Source organism: Actinoplanes sp. NBRC 103695 (assembly GCF_030269485.1).
Taxonomy (GTDB): Bacteria; Actinomycetota; Actinomycetes; order Mycobacteriales; family Micromonosporaceae; genus Actinoplanes.
Genome location: NZ_BSTL01000014.1, coordinates 158,428 through 174,096, shown reverse-complemented (window position 1 = coordinate 174,096; position 15,669 = coordinate 158,428). Strand labels below are relative to the sequence as shown.

The 15,669-nt window shown below is 72.4% G+C and carries 13 protein-coding genes and 1 pseudogene; 7 read left to right on the top strand and 7 right to left on the bottom strand.

From position 1 onward, the window contains the following. Window positions 1-266 precede the first annotated feature (266 nt). Window positions 267-2,066, bottom strand: coding sequence for a hypothetical protein (locus QSK31_RS25685; protein WP_285686879.1), 1,800 nt, complete (start codon window positions 2,064-2,066; stop codon window positions 267-269). A 32-nt stretch (window positions 2,067-2,098) separates the two neighbouring features. Between QSK31_RS25685 and QSK31_RS25680 the strand changes: the two genes are divergently transcribed. Then, a complete protein-coding gene (locus QSK31_RS25680; RefSeq protein ID WP_285686878.1) occupies window positions 2,099-2,638 on the top strand; it encodes a DUF6879 family protein in 540 nt (179 codons plus the stop codon). On the opposite strand, the gene QSK31_RS25675 is transcribed toward QSK31_RS25680, so the two are convergent. After that, the gene (locus QSK31_RS25675; protein WP_285686877.1) at window positions 2,635-3,462 is read right to left on the bottom strand and encodes an NmrA family NAD(P)-binding protein; all 828 of its coding nucleotides are present in this window, start codon (window positions 3,460-3,462) and stop codon (window positions 2,635-2,637) included. The genes QSK31_RS25680 and QSK31_RS25675 overlap by 4 nt on opposite strands. An 88-nt stretch (window positions 3,463-3,550) precedes the next feature. On the opposite strand from QSK31_RS25675, the gene QSK31_RS25670 reads away from it, so the two are divergent. Next, window positions 3,551-4,225, top strand: a complete 675-nt coding sequence (locus tag QSK31_RS25670; RefSeq protein ID WP_285686876.1) for a TetR/AcrR family transcriptional regulator — start codon at window positions 3,551-3,553, stop codon at window positions 4,223-4,225. Here QSK31_RS25670 and QSK31_RS25665 read toward each other — a convergent pair. Further along, window positions 4,215-5,225, bottom strand: a complete 1,011-nt coding sequence (locus tag QSK31_RS25665) for a LacI family DNA-binding transcriptional regulator (RefSeq protein WP_285686875.1) — start codon at window positions 5,223-5,225, stop codon at window positions 4,215-4,217. The genes QSK31_RS25670 and QSK31_RS25665 overlap by 11 nt on opposite strands. Window positions 5,226-5,323: 98 nt before the next feature. On the opposite strand from QSK31_RS25665, the gene QSK31_RS25660 reads away from it, so the two are divergent. The 3 genes from QSK31_RS25660 to QSK31_RS25650 all read left to right on the top strand — a co-directional run bounded on the left by QSK31_RS25660 (window position 5,324) and on the right by QSK31_RS25650 (window position 8,735). Beyond that, entirely contained in the window at window positions 5,324-7,045 is a 1,722-nt protein-coding gene (locus QSK31_RS25660) for a carbohydrate-binding module family 20 domain-containing protein (protein ID WP_285686874.1), read from the top strand. Between the two features lie 89 nt (window positions 7,046-7,134). After that, window positions 7,135-7,491 carry a YciI family protein gene (locus tag QSK31_RS25655; protein ID WP_285686873.1) on the top strand — a complete coding sequence of 119 codons (357 nt, stop codon included), beginning with the start codon at window positions 7,135-7,137 and terminating at the stop codon, window positions 7,489-7,491. Window positions 7,492-7,556: 65 nt separating this feature from the next. Beyond that, complete coding sequence (locus QSK31_RS25650; protein WP_285687013.1) at window positions 7,557-8,735, top strand: RNA polymerase sigma factor; 1,179 nt, start codon at window positions 7,557-7,559, stop codon at window positions 8,733-8,735. Here QSK31_RS25650 and QSK31_RS25645 read toward each other — a convergent pair. The 3 genes and pseudogenes from QSK31_RS25645 to QSK31_RS25640 all read right to left on the bottom strand — a co-directional run bounded on the left by QSK31_RS25645 (window position 8,719) and on the right by QSK31_RS25640 (window position 10,967). Continuing rightward, on the bottom strand, window positions 8,719-10,122 hold the full coding sequence (locus QSK31_RS25645; RefSeq protein ID WP_285686872.1) for a neutral/alkaline non-lysosomal ceramidase N-terminal domain-containing protein: 1,404 nt from the start codon (window positions 10,120-10,122) through the stop codon (window positions 8,719-8,721). The genes QSK31_RS25650 and QSK31_RS25645 overlap by 17 nt on opposite strands. Continuing rightward, a pseudogene (locus tag QSK31_RS48880) lies at window positions 10,072-10,181 on the bottom strand (neutral/alkaline non-lysosomal ceramidase N-terminal domain-containing protein); the annotation flags it as partial. The pseudogene QSK31_RS48880 and the gene QSK31_RS25645, both read right to left, overlap by 51 nt. 42 nt (window positions 10,182-10,223) lie before the next feature. Continuing rightward, the gene (locus tag QSK31_RS25640; protein ID WP_285686871.1) at window positions 10,224-10,967 is read right to left on the bottom strand and encodes a M15 family metallopeptidase; all 744 of its coding nucleotides are present in this window, start codon (window positions 10,965-10,967) and stop codon (window positions 10,224-10,226) included. Window positions 10,968-11,202: 235 nt separating this feature from the next. Between QSK31_RS25640 and QSK31_RS25635 the strand changes: the two genes are divergently transcribed. Continuing rightward, on the top strand, window positions 11,203-13,116 hold the full coding sequence (locus tag QSK31_RS25635) for a LamG-like jellyroll fold domain-containing protein (RefSeq protein WP_285686870.1): 1,914 nt from the start codon (window positions 11,203-11,205) through the stop codon (window positions 13,114-13,116). A gap of 101 nt (window positions 13,117-13,217) precedes the next feature. Here the strand turns inward: QSK31_RS25635 and QSK31_RS25630 are convergent, their stop codons facing one another. After that, a complete protein-coding gene (locus tag QSK31_RS25630; protein WP_285686869.1) occupies window positions 13,218-14,642 on the bottom strand; it encodes an MFS transporter in 1,425 nt (474 codons plus the stop codon). Between the two features lie 85 nt (window positions 14,643-14,727). On the opposite strand from QSK31_RS25630, the gene QSK31_RS25625 reads away from it, so the two are divergent. Further along, on the top strand, window positions 14,728-15,279 hold the full coding sequence (locus tag QSK31_RS25625; RefSeq protein ID WP_285686867.1) for a TetR/AcrR family transcriptional regulator: 552 nt from the start codon (window positions 14,728-14,730) through the stop codon (window positions 15,277-15,279). Window positions 15,280-15,669: the final 390 nt, after the last annotated feature.

Here is a 15,669-nt window from a genome sequence, read left to right as displayed (position 1 = left end):
CCGCCGCGTCCGGCTACCGCCGCGTCCGGCTACCGCCGCGTCCGGCTACCGCCGCGTCCGGCTACCGCCGCGTCCGGCTACCGCCGCGTCCGGCTACCGCCGCGTCCGGCTACCGCCGCGTCCGGCTACCACCGCGTCCGGCTACCACCGCGAGCGGCGGCAGCAACGATGAGCAGGCACCCGGGCCGCCTGGCATACCCCGGCGAAACCCCACACCCAGCGAGACGCCGGCAGCAAGGCCAGACCAGACCTTCACCGCGAACGGGTCAGGTCTTGCGGACCGCGCTGGTGAAGCCGGCGATGAACAGCGTGGCGAAGCCCCAGGCGACCAACTGCAGCACCCAGCCCGTCAGAGTGAGAGCCTGACCGGCGGAGGTACTGGTGGGTTGGCAACGGTCCCTGGCGCCGGTCTTGATCAAGGGCGTGCCGAGGTCCAGGCCGACGCCGATCTGGTCGGTGATGGTGCACGGCCCGGCGGAAGCTGTTCCGACGGTGGCCTTCTGGGCGAGCGCGCCGTGGTGGCCGCCGGCGACGCTCAATGCCACCGCCGCCGCGAGCGTGGCGATGAGGAGGAGCAGGGCGCGCCACGGCTGGTAGCCGTAGCCGAGGGTGAGACCGGTCAGGCGGCCCCAGGCGCGCTCCGGGCCGGTCAGCCCGCCGCGGTCGAGCTGGTCGCGGCGCTGGGCGACGAGGACGGTGCGGGCGTCCCGGTCGTGGCCGGCGGCACGGTACGCGGCGGCGAGGTGCTGGTAGGGCTGTGCGGCGTACCGTGCGGTGTGTTTGCCCAGCACGGTCAGCCAGCGTTGCACCGAGGCCGGGCCCGGCAGCCCGCTGTAGGTGAGCCCGTCCACCTCGACCAGCGACCCGTGATCCGCCTCGGCCTGCGTCACGACCTCGCTGTCGAAGCGGAAGGTTCCACCGACCCGTGCGCCGGCCAACGTCAGCGTCACCGGGCAGCCGGCAGTGGCGGCGCTGAACCCGTCGTCGAGGATGAGGTCCTGGTCGACTCGAAGGCCGTTGGCATGGAGTGCCGGCCCGCCGGTGTTCGCCATCCTTGCCGCCGAGCAGTCCAGAAGACCGCCGACATGGGCGCCGGTGAGCACGACCGCGCCCTCATCGCTGACGCCGGTCGCGATGAACCCGCGGTCCAGGCCGATGTCCCGCTTCACCTGGAGGTTGTCGCCGTCGAGGGCCGGTCCGGCGGTGTTCTCCAGCCTGGCTCCGGCGCAATGCAGGGCGCTGGTGGCGGCGCCGATGAGGCGGATCGTGCCCTGTTCGCTGGTGCTGGTGGCGGTGAATCCTCGTTGCAGGAGCACGCCTTGCGCGACGGACAGACCGTCGGCGTTGAGGGCGGGCCCGGTGGTGTTCCGCAGTGCCGCGCCGCCGCAGTTGAGTTGCCCGCCGATGTGCGCCCCGATCAGCCGGACGGTGCCTTGCTCGCTGGTGCTGGTGGCGTCGAATCCGTCGCTCAGGAAGACGCTGTGGTCGGCGTGCAGGCCGCCGGCCTCCAGGGCGGGACCGCCGGTGTTGCCCAGCCGGGCACCGCGGGAGTCCACTGTGCCGATGCGCGCGGCGGCGAGACGGATGGCTCCGGCGGCCGCCGTGGCGAGGATGGTGCTGCTGTCGAAGGAGAGAACCCGCGCGGTGAGGCGGGTGGCGTCGACGGGAGCGTCGCCGGAGCCCGCCGTCTGCTCGATGCGGCATCCGGTCAGGGCCACGGCCGGCAGCCGGGCGTTCCGCAGGTCCAGGCCATCGGGCAGAAGGCAGTCACCGAGTTCCAGCACCAGGTCGCTGGTGATGTTCGCCAGGTCGATCCGTCCGGTGATCCGGGCGCCGCGTAGCCGCAGGCCGTGCGGGTCGGGCTCGGCGGCCAGGCGGCCGCGGACGAGGTCGCGGATGACGGACGCGGAGATTGTCCGGTCGTCGCCCCAGGAACGCATGGCCGCCTCGTCGACCGGTTCGTCACCGGCCAGGTCGAGCACGTCGCCGCGGGCGACCGAGTCGATGAGCCGCTGCTCGGCAGGACTGTGCCGATCCCTCGACCGCCGGCTGCCCGCTGACGTCATGGCACCAATATATGGGTCTACAGTGTCGATCGATGATTGTGGACGGTGCGGCCGGCGAACGGCTGGAGTTCGCGGACTATCAGGCTGACTTCGACCGGCATTTCTGGGCGATCGGCGAGTCCGGTTTCTGGAAGCTGGAACGCCGCCAGGAGTTCCGCGAGCCAGGCCACGACAGCTGGGAGGCCTTCGACCGCGGTGATCTGGCCGGGTCGCTGCGCCTGCTCGATCAGGGCCGCGACGCCATGCGTGACTTCTACCGCCGGGCCGGCTTCCCGATGCGCCGGGCCAGGGTCGTGGAGGAGCCGCTCATCCCGTACGTGGAGTGGGAGATGCACGCGCTGCGCCTCCGCGCCGAGTACGGCGACTCCACCCGCATCGTCGCGGCCGAGCAGGTCGCCCACCTGGAGCCGCTGCCGGAGCTCGTCGTGCTCGGCGACGCCGTCATGTACGAAGTGGTCATCGGCGCCGAGCTGACCACGGAGTACGCCCTGCGCCACACCGACCCGGACGTGATCCGCCGCTGCCGCCGCCTGATCCAGGAGATCTACGACCTGGGCCGGCCACTCACCTAGAGCACCTGCCGGAGGAAGTCTTCCAGCGACGTCGCCGGACGCCCGATCAGGGTCGCGAGGGTGGGGTCGGCCGGGCCGAAGTCGCCGTCGCGGCTCGACAGGAACATTCCGGCCAGCATCGTCGCCGCCGGTTCGGGCAGCCCGTTGCGGTAGTCGGCGTCGGGAACCACGACATGCCGGATCTCGCGGCCGGTGACCCGCGAGGCGATGACTGCCACGTCCGCCATGTCGAGAGCGGCCGGCCCGGTCAGCGGCGCGGTCGGCCCGTCGTCGGCGCCGTCCACCAGCAGGCGGGCGGTCGCCGCGGCCAGGTCGGCGTGGGTGGTCCAGGCGACCGGGCCGTCCGCGGGCGTGCGCAGCTCGCCGGTCTCCAGCGCCTGCCGCAGCAGCATCGGCACCGCGGTGGCGTAGTAGCCGTTGCGCAGCACGGTGAAGGCCAGACCCGACTCGGCGAGCATCTCCTCGGTGGCGGCGTGACCTCGCATCGGCGGGAAGTGCGACGCCGGGTTCACGCCCATGTGGCTGGTGTAGAGAACTCGCTTCACCCCGGCCGCTCCGGCCGCGGCGATCGCGGTGCGGTGCGTCTTCAGCAGCGCGTCGCCGATGAGCGGGGCCGAGACGAGCAGCAGCGACGAGGCGCCCTCGATCGAGTGCTCCAGCGAGGTGTAGTCGCCCTGCCGGACACGCACTCCGCGGTCGCCGAGGTCGGCGACCTTGGAGACGTCGCGGACGCTGACGCCGACCTGGGACGCGGGCACGAGCGACAGCAGTTCCTCGACGACAGCGCGGCCCAGCTGGCCGCTCGCACCGGTAACGACGATCATGATCTTCTCCTCGGCTGAAACGGTGTTAACGCGACGACCATAACACCGGTAATACCACTGGAAGCAAGGGTGCGTTATCGTTGGTTTCGTGAGCGACGACACCCGCGAGCGGATCATCACCGCGGCCCTGAGACTTCTGACCGAGGGCGGGGAGGACGCCGTCTCGACCCGTTCGGTCAGCGCCGCCGCCGGGGTGCAGCCGCCCACCATCTACCGGTTGTTCGGCGACAAACAGGGCCTGCTGGACGCGATCGCCACCAGGGGCGTTCTCGACTTCCTGGAGAGCAAGAGCGCGCTGCCGGCGGTCGACGACCCGGTCGAGGACCTGCGCCGGGGCTGGGACCTGAACATCGAGCTCGGCGTGGCGAACCCGGCGTTGTTCGCGCTCATGTACGGCCGGCCGAGCACGCCGAGCACCCACGAGGCCTTGAACGCCGGCTACGCGATGCTGGCGGCGAAGGTGCACCGCATCGCGGCGGCAGGCCGGCTGCGCGTACCCGAAAGCCTTGCTCTGTCCTTGATCAAGGCGGTCGGCTCCGGGACGACGCAGGCCCTGATCGCCGCGCCCGAGCCCGACCCGTCCCTGTCGCGGGTGGCCCGCGAGGCCGTCATCGCGGCCGTCACCACGGACGAGCCGGCCGGCGGCACCCCGGGCCCGGCGGCCGCCGCGATCACGCTAAGCGCGGCCCTGCCCGGCCTCGACGCCTTCAGCGCGGGGGAGAAGTCCCTGCTGGACGAGTGGCTGCGACGGATCAGCCCTTAGGGTGGGCGGTGCTGTCCCGGGCCACCAGCGAGGTGACCAGCTCGACGCGGGGTACCTCGATGTGCTCGCCGCGGGCCAGGCGCAACGCGGTGCGGGCGGCCAGCGCGCCCATCTCGGCGAGCGGCTGCCGGACCGTGGTCAGCGGGGGCGACGCCCAGCGGGACTCGGGCAGGTCGTCGAAGCCGGCGATGCTGATGTCGTCGGGGATGCGCAGGCCGCGCAGGCGGCAGGCCTCGTACGCGCCGAGCGCCATCGTGTCGCTGGCGGCGAAGATCGCGGTGGGCGGCTCGGGCAGGTCGAGCAGTTCCGTCGCGCCGTCGAAGCCGGAGCGGTGCAGGAAGTCGCCCTGCACGATGGCCTGGTAGGTGAGGCCCGCCTCCTCCAGTGCGGCGCGGTAGCCGTCCAGCCGGGCCCGGCTGCACAGCAGATCCTTCGGGCCCGCGATCAGGCCGATCCGGCGGTGGCCGAGCGAGACCAGGTGCTCGGTGGCGGCCCGGCCGCCGGCCCAGTTGGTGGCGCCGATCGTGGGGACGTCGTTGCCCGCGTTGCCGGCCGGGTCGACGACGACTACGGGGATGCCGAGGCGCTGGAGCTCGGTGTGCGCGACGCCGGGGCCGCACAGTACGAAGATCACGCCGTCGGAGGCACGGGCCCGCAGATTCTGCAGCCACTGGCGGGTGGACGTCGAGCGCCGGTGCACCGCGGAGATGACCGTGCCGACGCCGGCCGAGTGGGTGACCTCCTCGACGCCGCGGATCAGCTCGACCGCCCACGGGCTGTCCAGGTCGTTGAAGACGAGGTCGATGAGCGCCGCGCCACCGGGCCGCTGCCGGGAGGCCCGGCGCTGGTAGCCGTGCTCGCTGAGCAGCTGTTCGACCTTTTCCCGGGTCTCCGGCGCAACGTCCGTGCGGCCGTTGAGCACGCGTGAGACGGTGGGAACGGACACCCCCGCCTCGGCTGCAATCGCCGCGATCGTCACCCGCCTGCCGTCCACCGCCATGAGCGTCCCCTGCTTGGAAGTTTCGGAAAGTATTCCACTTTCTGGCCGCACTGCGGCACCCGGTGGCGATAGATAGGTGAACGTCTATGCTTTCCGCCATGCGGAAGTGGATGGGAGTCATCGCGGTCGCGATCCTCGCCGCGACCGGTCCGGCCGGCGGCGCCCACGCCGGCCCGGCGAGCCCCGGCTCGAAGGACGTCATCGTGCACCTGTTCCAGTGGCCGTGGGCCTCGGTCGCGAACGAGTGCGCCACGGTGCTCGGCCCGAAGGGTTTCGGGGGCGTGCAGGTGTCGCCGCCGCAGGAGCACGTCGAGCTCTCCGGCCACCCGTGGTGGCAGGACTACCAGCCGGTCAGCTACAACCTGGTGACCCGGCGCGGTGACCGGGCGGCGTTCGCGTCGATGGTGTCGGCCTGCCACGCCGCCGGGGTCAAGATCTACGTCGACGCGGTGATCAACCACGCGGCCGGCGGGGCGTCCACCGGTGCGGGCAGCGGCGGATCCACCTACTCGCACTACGCCTACCCGGCCGTTCCCTACGGCTACGACGACTTCCACCACTGCGGGCGCAACGGCAACGACGACATCGCCGACTGGGGCGACCGCTGGGAGATCCAGAACTGTGAGCTCGTCGATCTTTCCGACCTCAAGACCGAGTCGGCGTACGTACGGAGCAGGCTGACCGCGTACCTGAATGATCTGGTCTCCCTGGGTGTGGACGGGTTCCGCGTAGACGCGGCGAAACACGTGCCCGCCACCGACCAGGCCGCCGTCCTGGACGCGGTGACCGGCGACCCCTACGTCTTCTCCGAGGTGATCGAGGGCGGCGCGGGAGAGCCCGCCCCCGAGGAGTACGCGGGCATCGGCGACGTGACCGAGTTCCGCTACGGCGACGTGGTCAGCGGCGCGTTCCGGGACGGCAACCTTGCCCAGCTGGAGGGGCTGCCCGGCCGGATGCGCCTGGCCTCCGCCGACGCGGTGGCGTTCATCGACAACCACGACACCCAGCGCAACGGGCGTAACGTGCTGACCTACAAGAACGGCACCACGTACCGCCTCGCGCAGGCGTTCCTGCTGGCCTACCCGTACGGCGTCCCGCAGGTCATGTCGAGCTACGACTTCAGCGGCCCCGACCAGGGCCCGCCGGCCGCCGCTGACGGCACCACCAGCCAGGTCTCGTGCGGGAGCGGCTGGGTGTGCGAGCACCGTTCCGTCGCCGACCTGGTCGCGTGGCGGGCGTCGGCCGGCGCCCGGTCCGTCGCCAACTGGTGGAGCAACGGTTCGAACCAGATCGCCTTCTCGCGCGGCGACGCGGCGTTCATCGCCTTCAACCGCGGCGGCGCCGCGCTGACCCGGACGTTCGCGACCGGGCTGGCGGCGGGCAGCTACTGCGACGTGCTGGCCGGCGACGGGTGTCCGGTCGCCTACACCGTGAACGCCACCGGCCAGGCCACGATCACGGTGGCGCCGGGAGCAGCGGTGGCACTGCACGTCGGGGCTCGCGGCGGTGGCGGCCCGAACTGCGGCACCGCGTCGATCTCGTTCGCGGTGAACGCCACCACGACCTGGGGTCAGAACGTCTTCGTCGTCGGCGACACACCCGAGCTGGGCAGCTGGAACCCGGCGGCCGCGGTGGCGCTGTCCTCCGCCGCGTACCCGATCTGGCGAGCCGCGGTGACCCTGCCCGCCGGCCGTGCGGTGGCCTACAAGTACATCAAGAAGGAGGGCTCGGCCGTCGTCTGGGAGAGCGACCCCAACCGCTCCCGCACGACGCCGTCCGCCACCCCGTGCAGCGCGAGCTGGGACGATACCTGGAGATGATCCCGGGGTGCGGTGTCGATCCGCCGCCTCGCGACTTCGTCGTTGAGGTAGGCGGGTCCACCAGGACCCCGTGGCAGAACGGGTGCGACATGGCGAAGTACATGCTCCTCATCTACGGCGACGCCCAGCAGTGGGACGCGATGACCCCGGAGCAGTGGCAGGCGCACGGCGAGGCGCACGGCGCGTTCAACGAGGCGGCCGGCGGGAAGGTCGTCGGCGGCGAGCAGCTCGAGCTCGCGCAGACGGCCACGACCTTGCGGACGGACGGCACCGGGTCGGTCCTCACCACGGACGGCCCGTTCCTGGAGACGAAGGAGGTGCTGGGCGGCTTCTACCTGCTCGAGGCGGCCGACCTGGACGAGGCGATCAAGCTGGCGTCCCGGCTGCCCGAGGTGCACGCCGGTCACAGCGGCGTGGAGATCCGTCCGGTCGTCGACCACGGATGATCGAGGAGGCCGGCGCGGCGGTGTCTTCGGCGGTGGCTGAGGCGCACCGCCGCGACTGGGCCCTGGTGCTGGCCGGGGTCGCCCAGCTCACCCGCGACCTGGATCTGGCCGAGGAGTGCACGCAGGACGCGTACGCCCAGGCGCTGGAGTCCTGGGCGCGGAGCGGAATCCCGGACCGCCCCGGCGCGTGGCTCACCACGGTCGCGCGGAACCGGGCGCGGGACCTGATCCGGCGCGAGGCCGTGTTCCGCCGCCGGATGCCCCTGCTCGTGCCGGAGCCGTCGGTGCCCGGGCCGGAGGACGCGCTGGGAGAGGACGGCCGGCTGCGCCTGATCTTCACCTGCTGCCACCCGGCCCTGTCCCCGGAGGCGCAGGTGGCCCTGACATTGCGGCTGGTGTGCGGGCTGTCCACGGCCGAGGTGGCCCGTGCGTTCCTCGTACCGGAGCCGACGATGGCCGCCCGCATCACCCGGGCGAAGAAGAAGATCTCGGCCGCGCGTATCCCGTACCGGGTGCCGGCGCCGGACGAGCTCGCCGGCCGCGTCGGCGCCGTCCTCGAGGTGGTGCACCTGATTTTCACGACCGGGCACACCCCGCCGGCCGGCGCCCGGCTGGTCCGCCGCGACCTGGTGGACGGCGCGATCGACCTGGCCCGGACACTGCACCTGCTGATGCCGCACGACACCGAGATCAGCGCGTTGCTGGCGTTGCTGCTGCTCATCGACGCCCGGTCCGAGACCCGGCTGGCCGCCGACGGCCGGATGCTGCTGCTCGCCGAGCAGGACCGCTCCCGCTGGGACCGCACGCGGATCGCCGAGGGCGTCGGCCTGCTCACCGACGCGCTGCGCCGGCGGCCGCCCACCAGGTACGCCGTGGAGGCCGCGATCGCCGCCGTGCACGCCGAGTCGGTCACCTGGGAGGACACCGACTGGACCGAGATCGCCGGCCTGTACGACGTGCTGCTCCGCCTGTGGCCGTCGCCGGTGGTCGCGCTGAACCGGGCGGTGGCGATCGGCCGGCGCGACGGCCCCCAGGCGGGACTGGACGCCCTCGCGCCCCTGCTGGCGGACCCGGCGCTGGCCACGTACGGCTACCTCAGCGCGGCCCGCGCAGACTTCCTTCGCCGGTTGGGGCGCTGGGACCTGGCCGCCGACGCCTACCGCGAGGCGCTGGCCCTCACCGGCAACGAGGTCGAGCGCGCGTTCCTGGCCGCCCGCCTCGACGAGGTCACCCGCTCACGGTGAATGTCCTGGTCGTACCCGTGAACGGGGTGATCCGGCCGGTCAGGGACCGGGCGTCGCCGTGGTGCACGATCCGGTAGGTGCCGGGCTGTGCGGTCGCCGGGACCGTCCAGGTGATCTTCGCGGTGGAGACGGCGAGGTACTCGCGCTTCCAGGTGTACGTGGTCTGCCACTCGCTGTCGGTCGCCACCGTCCGCCAGGTCCCCTGGGAGAGGTGCTGCACCTCCAGGAACGTGCTCTCGTCGCGGAGGTTGTTGTTGGGGTGCGCGGTCACGAAGTCCGTCGCGACGGTCGCACCGTGCGCATAGGACGCCGCGGGCTGGGTGAGGACCGCTCCGAAGGACCTGCCCAGCGGCGGCGAGTCGACGACGACGCCGGGGCGGGCGCTGATGCGCTGGCGGGACAGGTCGAGCGGCTGAGCGTCGTCGGTGACCGGGCCGCCGTCGCGCAGGGCCGCCGCCAGCGATGCCAGCTCCTGCGCGTACGCCGGACCGGTGTACCGCCCGAAGTGGGTGGCCGCGCCCTCGTAGTGCTGCGCGTCGTACTCCTCCGGCGTGGCCACGTAGCCGGCGTAGGCGTTCGCGTACCCGGCCGGCATCACGTGCGACACCGTGCCGCCCAGCTCGGCGGTCATCGCGTCGATCACCCGCTGCCCGGACACGATGGTGAACTCGCCCGGCGCCGTGCCGACGGCCGGCTGCCCGATGCGCAGCAGTTGCACCGGCATCACCTGCGGCGTCCACGGCGGGTTCTGGCTGCCCGTACCCAGGAAGACCTGCTTGGGCGCCTGACACTGGCGTACCCAGAGGGGGGTGGGGGTGACCACGATGCCGGCGAGCAGCAGCAGGGGGTTGGTGGACAGGTCGCCCTCGTCGACGATCGGCGGGCCGGGACCGTCCTCGGCGCCCGCGGTGAAGTTCTGGCCGAGCGCGCCGGGGCACGTGCGGTGCGGCTGCCCGTCCGGCGTGAACCGCGGCTCGACCTGGATGTCCGAGAAGTCCACGTAGCGGCCGCGGGCGTCGATCGGCCCGGACAGCTCCTCGGTCGCCGACTCGAACAACTGCTCGGCACGGGAGGCCTGCAACTGCCCGATGATCCGGGTGTTCTCGAACTGGTCGTCGGTCGGCCCCTGCGCCCCGCCGCCGCGCAGGTTCGGCGACATGTCACCGGCCGAGGTCTGGGCGAACGCGGCCACGAAACCACCCCGTTCGGCCCAGGAGACGCCGTGCACGTCGTGCTCGACGACGTGTGAGGCGTACCCCTTGTTGTCCGCGCGAACTTCACCGTGCCCGGCGCCAGACCGGCGTCCGCGGCCGTCACCGCCCGCACGATGCCCGCCACGATCGCCTCGAACACCGGCGCCTCGAACCCCGGCGTCGTCAGGTTCCACAGGGTGTACTCGGAGAACCCGCCCGGCCCCGAGTGCGTGTGCGTCGCGGTCAGAACCACATTCTGGCTGCTAAACCCATTCACGTTCGCCCGCAGAGCTCGTCACCCGCCGTTGGCGGAGAAGTGCATGAAGTCCTTCAGCGAGCGATAGTCGCCGCCCCATTCCCATCCGATCGAGGCGAACGCCCGCACGGCCGGCCCGTCCTTCTGGATCATGCCGGGCCGCACGTCACCGCGCTTCAGGTAGGACGTGGCCCGCTCGGGCAGCACCACGTCGCCGCGGTGGTACGGGTTCTGGAACGGGTTGACGTCCACCGCGAGCCCGTACGCGTGCTGTGACCAGGCCTTCCGCCCGCGGACCGGCCGGCACGCGAACGCCGCCGTCGTGTTGCCGTCTCCGGTCGGCGGCGCGTTGAGCTCGGCGAGGCTGGTCACCCGCATCCGCTCGATCGGGAAACCCTGGGCGAACAGCTTGCCGAACACCGTGACCAACTGCTCGGCGGCTCGGGCGTGGACCAGCAACTCGCCGGTGTGCGCCAGCCCGTCGAATCCGCGGAAGCTGACCGTCACGTACCGCAGGCTGGTGGCCGGGACCGGGCAGCGCCGGTTCCAGGTCGACCGTGCGAGCACGCTCGCCGGCACCCGCCGGATCTCGGAGTGGAAGCGGCCGTCGGCCGGCGGCGGCAGGTCGTCCAGCGTGGTGGTGCGGGTGTCCGACGGGCTCCGGCCCGGGGCCGGCGCGGCCGGCGTGACCGTCTCGGTGGGCGCGGGCGCCGCCGGGCCGCCGGAGCAGGCCGCGAGACAGCACACGGCCAGGGCCGCCGCGAGCCGGATCGTCCGTTCCATCGGTTCACGGTAGGCCGCGCGTCCCTCGATCCGGCGATTCTGAGGTCGCCGTGGCGGCCCCGCGGCCCGCTCACGCCGGGACGAGAGCGGGCCTCCTGGCCGACGTCTGCTGCCCGACCTGCGTCAACAGCGTGATTCCGGCGGACCGAGGCCCGGCTTATGCCACGATTCGGGCAAGCTACCGTGCCTCGTGCTCAATACCCGAATTCGTGCAAAGGCCGCGGTTCGCCGTACGATGATCGTCGGCGTCTCCGCCGCGCTCATCGCCGGTGGCGGCGCGGCGCTCGCCGAGGTGGTCGGGACCGCTCCGGTCGCCTCCCCGTCGTTCAACGGCCCGGTCTACGCGGTCGCCCACAGCGGCGACATCGTCTACGTCGGCGGCTCCTTCACCGCCGCGGTGGTGAACAGCAAGACCATCGTCCGCGAGCGGCTGGCCGCGTTCAACGCCAAGACCGGCGCCCTGCTGCCCTGGGCGCCCGCCGCCGACGCCAACGTGCGCGCGCTCGCGGTGGACGGGGCCACGGTGTACGCGGCCGGCGACTTCGACAAGATCTCCGCCACCGCCCGCGACGCGGTCGCCGCCCTGGACGCCACCACCGGCGCGCTCAAGCCGCTCAAGCACACCGTCATCGGCCAGCCCAACGCCCTGGGCGTCGGCAACGGCAAGCTCTACCTGGCCGGCAAGCTGACCTCGATCGACGGCGTGCCGCGGGCCAACGTGGCGGCGTTCTCGCTCGCCACCGGCGCGCTGGACGGCTGGGCGCCGACCACCGACAACGTGGTCAACGCGCTCGCGGTCAGCGGCAACCGGGTCTACCTGGGTGGCAGCTTCCACAAGACCAACGGCGTCAGCTCGACGCTGCGGCTCACCTCGGTCGACGGGACGACCGGGGCCCTCGACAAGTCGTTCCTGCCCAAGCCGGTGTCGCAGGTGTTCGCGCTGGCCGCCGACTCGACCGGGGTCTGGGCCGGGCTCGGTGGCCAGGGCGGTCGTGCGGTCGCCTACTCGCCGGCCGGCGCGACCAGGTGGACGCGGGTGTTCGACGGCGACACGCAGGCGATCGCGGTGCTGGACGGTGTCACGTACGTGGGTGGCCATTTCGACAAGGCCTGCACCACGACGAACAACGGCGTGAAGGGTGTCTGCACCGACGGCTCGGTGCCGCGGGTGAAGCTGGCCGCGGTGGACGCTCAGGGCAACCTGCTGGACTGGGCGCCGCAGGCCAACGGCGTCGCCGGGGTCCGCGCGCTCGCCGTCTCGCCGGCTCTGGGCGTGGTGAGCGCGGCCGGTGACTTCACCGCGATCGGCGCCGCGACGCGCAAGCGGTACGCGGCCTTCAAGATCAGCCGGCAGGAGGACACCCCCGTGCCGGGGACGCCGGCCACGCCGGGGACGGCGACCACCGCGGCCACGCCGGGGACGGCGACCACCGCGGCCACGCCGGGGACGGCGACCACCGCGGCCACGCCGGCCATCCCGACCACTCCGGGCACCACGCCGCCGGCCAGCCCGTACGTGGCGTCCTACAACTTCGACACCACGGTCGCGGACGGCACCTTCGACGACGGCTCGGGCAAGAAGCACCTGCTGCGCGCGGTCACCCGCGGCGGCGGCGCGGTCAAGATGGTCCCGCACGGCAACGGCCAGGCCCTCGCGTTCCCGGCCAAGTGCGCCGGTGCGAACTGTCCCAAGCTCGTGCTCCAGTCCGCCGACGTGCCCGACCTCAACCCGGGCAGCGGGACGCTGAGCTACGGCGCCGCGATCCGGCTCGCCAAGCAGGAGGCCGGCGGCGGGGAGAACATCCTGCAGAAGGGCTACGCGAGCGGCGGCGGCCAGTACAAGCTGCAGGCCGACGGCATCACCGGCAAGCCCAGCTGCGGGATGAGCGACAAGACCACCGCCACCGTCCACATCGCCCGCAGCCGGGAGTCGATCGCGAACGGCCAGTGGCACACGCTCGAGTGCCGCCGGTCGGGTGCGACCCTGAGCATCGTCGTCGACGGTGCGGTCAAGGCGTCCACCACGATCCCGGCGGCGCTCTCGGTGGTCACGACCCAGCCGCTCAGCCTCGGCGGCAAGGGTCTCGGGGCGAACAGCGACCAGTTCCACGGCGAGCTCGACGACGTCTGGATCAAGGTCGGCAAGTAGCGAAGAAAGTGACGCACGAGGCTTTCGCAGTCCTCCGCGCGGCGTGGTAGCCCAGGGCGGCATCCGTGGCCCGGATGCCGCTCTGGGCTACCACTACGGGCTCAGCTCTTGGCCGGGCCGGACGACGGGCGGCCGGGGAGGGCCAAGGCGATCAGGGCGCCGACGGCCACCACGGCCGAGCCGACGTAGACCGCCGGGACCACGCCGTCGATGAAGGCGTCCAGGCTGGTGTAGCCGCCGTACGAGCTGAACACCGACGCCAGCACGGCCACCCCGGCGGCCACCCCGAACTCGCGGATGGTGTTGTTCGCGCCGGAGGCCACGCCCCGCTCCGCCTCCGGAACGCTGGCCAGGGCCATCGTGCTGATCGGCGCGAAGGTCAGGCCCATGCCGATCCCGGCCATCACGAAGGCGGGGACCAGCGACGAGTACGTGGTGTCCGCCGCGGTCACCGTGGCGATCCAGAACAGGGCGCCCGCGAGCAGCGCCTGTCCCGTGGCGATCAGCGTCCGCAGCCCGATCCGGTCGGCGAAGATGCCGGCCAGCGGCGCCACCACCATCGGCGCCAGGGTCCACGGCAGCGTCCGCAGCCCCGCGTCCAGCGGGCTCAGGCCCTGCACCACCTGGAAGAACTGCGCCAGCAGGAAGACCGCGCCGAACGTGCCGGCCGAGAAGGTCAGGGTCACGACGCTGACCAGGCTGAAGCCCCGGGCACGGAAGAGCCGCAGCGGCATCATCGGCGCGCTCGCCCGGCGCTGCCAGGCCACGAACAGGCCGATCAGGACCAGGCCGGCGATCAGCATGGACGCGACCCGGCCGGAGGTCCAGCCGCGGTCCGGCCCGTCGATGACGCCCCAGACCAGCAGCAGCATGCCGGACGCGGAGAGCACCAGGCCGAGCGGGTCGAGCTTCGAGGCGCCGCCGCGTGAGTCGCGCAGCACCACCGCGGCGAGCACCACCGCGATCACGCCGACCGGCACGTTCAGCCAGAAGATCCAGGTCCAGTCGAGGCCCTCGGTGACCGCGCCGCCGACCACCGGGCCGACCGCGACGCCGAGGCCGCTGATCCCGCCCCAGATGCCGACCGAGGCGTTGCGCAGCCGATCGGGCACGGCCTGCGCGAGCAGGGTGAGTGACAACGGCGCGACCGCGGCGCCGGCCAGGCCCTGCACCGCGCGGGCGGCGGTGAGCTGCCACGGCTCGGCAGCCAGCGCCGCCGCGGCGGACGCCAGGGTGAAGAGCGCGATGCCGCCGATGAACATCCGCCGCCGGCCGATCCGGTCGCCGAGGGCGGCGGCGGTCAGCAGGAATGCGGCGAACGGCAGCGTGTAGGCGTTCACGAACCACTGCAGGTCGGTGATGGAGGCGCCGATCGAGCTGCGGATCGTCGGCAGCGCGGTGGTCACCACCAGGTTGTCCAGCGTGACCATGAAGATCGGGATCCCGGTCGCGGCGAGCACCCAGGCCAGCGGCCGGGCCTTGCGCGCCGGCTCGGCGGCGGGCCGCTCGAGAGTCGTGGCGGTCATCAGGTTCTCCCCAGTTGTTATTCACTGATAACTACTCGGCCGAAGGTAGTTATCCACTGATAACTTTGTCAAGTAGGATCGGTGCATGGCCAGAACGAGACTCACCGCCGGAGAGCGCCAGGACCAGCTGGTGATGGCTGCCGTGACCGCGTTCAGCGAGGGTGGGTACGCCGGCACGACCACCGATCAGGTGGCCCGCCTGGCCGGCGTCTCCCAGCCGTACGTCATCCGGCTCTTCGGCACCAAGCAGCAGCTCTTCCTCGCCGCGATCGGCTACGCCTGCGACCGGATCGAGGAGCACTTCCGGGCCGCCGCCGAGGTGACGCCCACCCTGGAGGGGCTCGGCGCGGCCTACGACGACCTGATCGCCCAGCGCGAGCTGATCACCCTGCTGTTGCACGGCTTCGCGGCGGCGGGCGACCCCGTGATGGGGCCGGTGGTCCGCGATGGCTTCGGCCGGATCTACACCTCGGTACGCGACCTGACCGGTGCCAGCACCGAGGAGTGCCGCGACTTCATGGCCATGGGCATGCTCTGCACCGTGCTCGGCTCACTTCGCGTGATCGGGCCGGACGCCGTCGCGCCCGAGCCGTGGGCGGCCGAGGTCCTGGGCACCCTCGCCTTGCATCGGGCCTAGACACCCTTCGAGGTCGAGGTCTGGTCAGGCCGCGCTGCCGGGTGTGCAAGGTGCCCGGGCGCCTGGTCACCCTGGCTGCCGTTGCTTGCGCCCGGTGCGGGGTCGGGGCGGGGTCTGCTTGCCTTGGTTGCCGTTGCTTGCGCGGGGTGCGGGGTCGGGCCGGGGTCTGCTTGCCTTGGTTGCCGTTGCTTGCGCGGGGTGCCGGGTTGGGCCGGGGCCTGCTCGCCTTGGTTGCCGTTGCTTGCGCCCGGTGCGGGGTCGGGGCGGCTTGCCAGGCGCCCGGGTGCCTGCTCACCGTTGCTGCGGCCGGTCGCGGCCGTGGCCGGGCGCGGTTGGTGGCCGGGCGCGGTTGGTGGTAGGAGCGGACGTGAGTGGTAGACCAGGCAGGCG

Bases quoted from the DNA above. Each gene is read 5' to 3' on its own strand.
- QSK31_RS25685 (WP_285686879.1), bottom strand. From the start codon at position 2,066: ATGACGTCAGCGGGCAGCCGGCGGTCGAGGGATCGGCACAGTCCTGCC.
- QSK31_RS25680 (WP_285686878.1), top strand. From the start codon at position 2,099: ATGATTGTGGACGGTGCGGCCGGCGAACGGCTGGAGTTCGCGGACTAT.
- QSK31_RS25675 (WP_285686877.1), bottom strand. From the start codon at position 3,462: ATGATCGTCGTTACCGGTGCGAGCGGCCAGCTGGGCCGCGCTGTCGTC.
- QSK31_RS25665 (WP_285686875.1), bottom strand. From the start codon at position 5,225: ATGGCGGTGGACGGCAGGCGGGTGACGATCGCGGCGATTGCAGCCGAG.
- QSK31_RS25660 (WP_285686874.1), top strand. From the start codon at position 5,324: ATGCGGAAGTGGATGGGAGTCATCGCGGTCGCGATCCTCGCCGCGACC.
- QSK31_RS25655 (WP_285686873.1), top strand. From the start codon at position 7,135: ATGGCGAAGTACATGCTCCTCATCTACGGCGACGCCCAGCAGTGGGAC.
- QSK31_RS25640 (WP_285686871.1), bottom strand. From the start codon at position 10,967: ATGGAACGGACGATCCGGCTCGCGGCGGCCCTGGCCGTGTGCTGTCTC.
- QSK31_RS25635 (WP_285686870.1), top strand. From the start codon at position 11,203: ATGATCGTCGGCGTCTCCGCCGCGCTCATCGCCGGTGGCGGCGCGGCG.
- QSK31_RS25630 (WP_285686869.1), bottom strand. From the start codon at position 14,642: ATGACCGCCACGACTCTCGAGCGGCCCGCCGCCGAGCCGGCGCGCAAG.
- QSK31_RS25625 (WP_285686867.1), top strand. From the start codon at position 14,728: ATGGCCAGAACGAGACTCACCGCCGGAGAGCGCCAGGACCAGCTGGTG.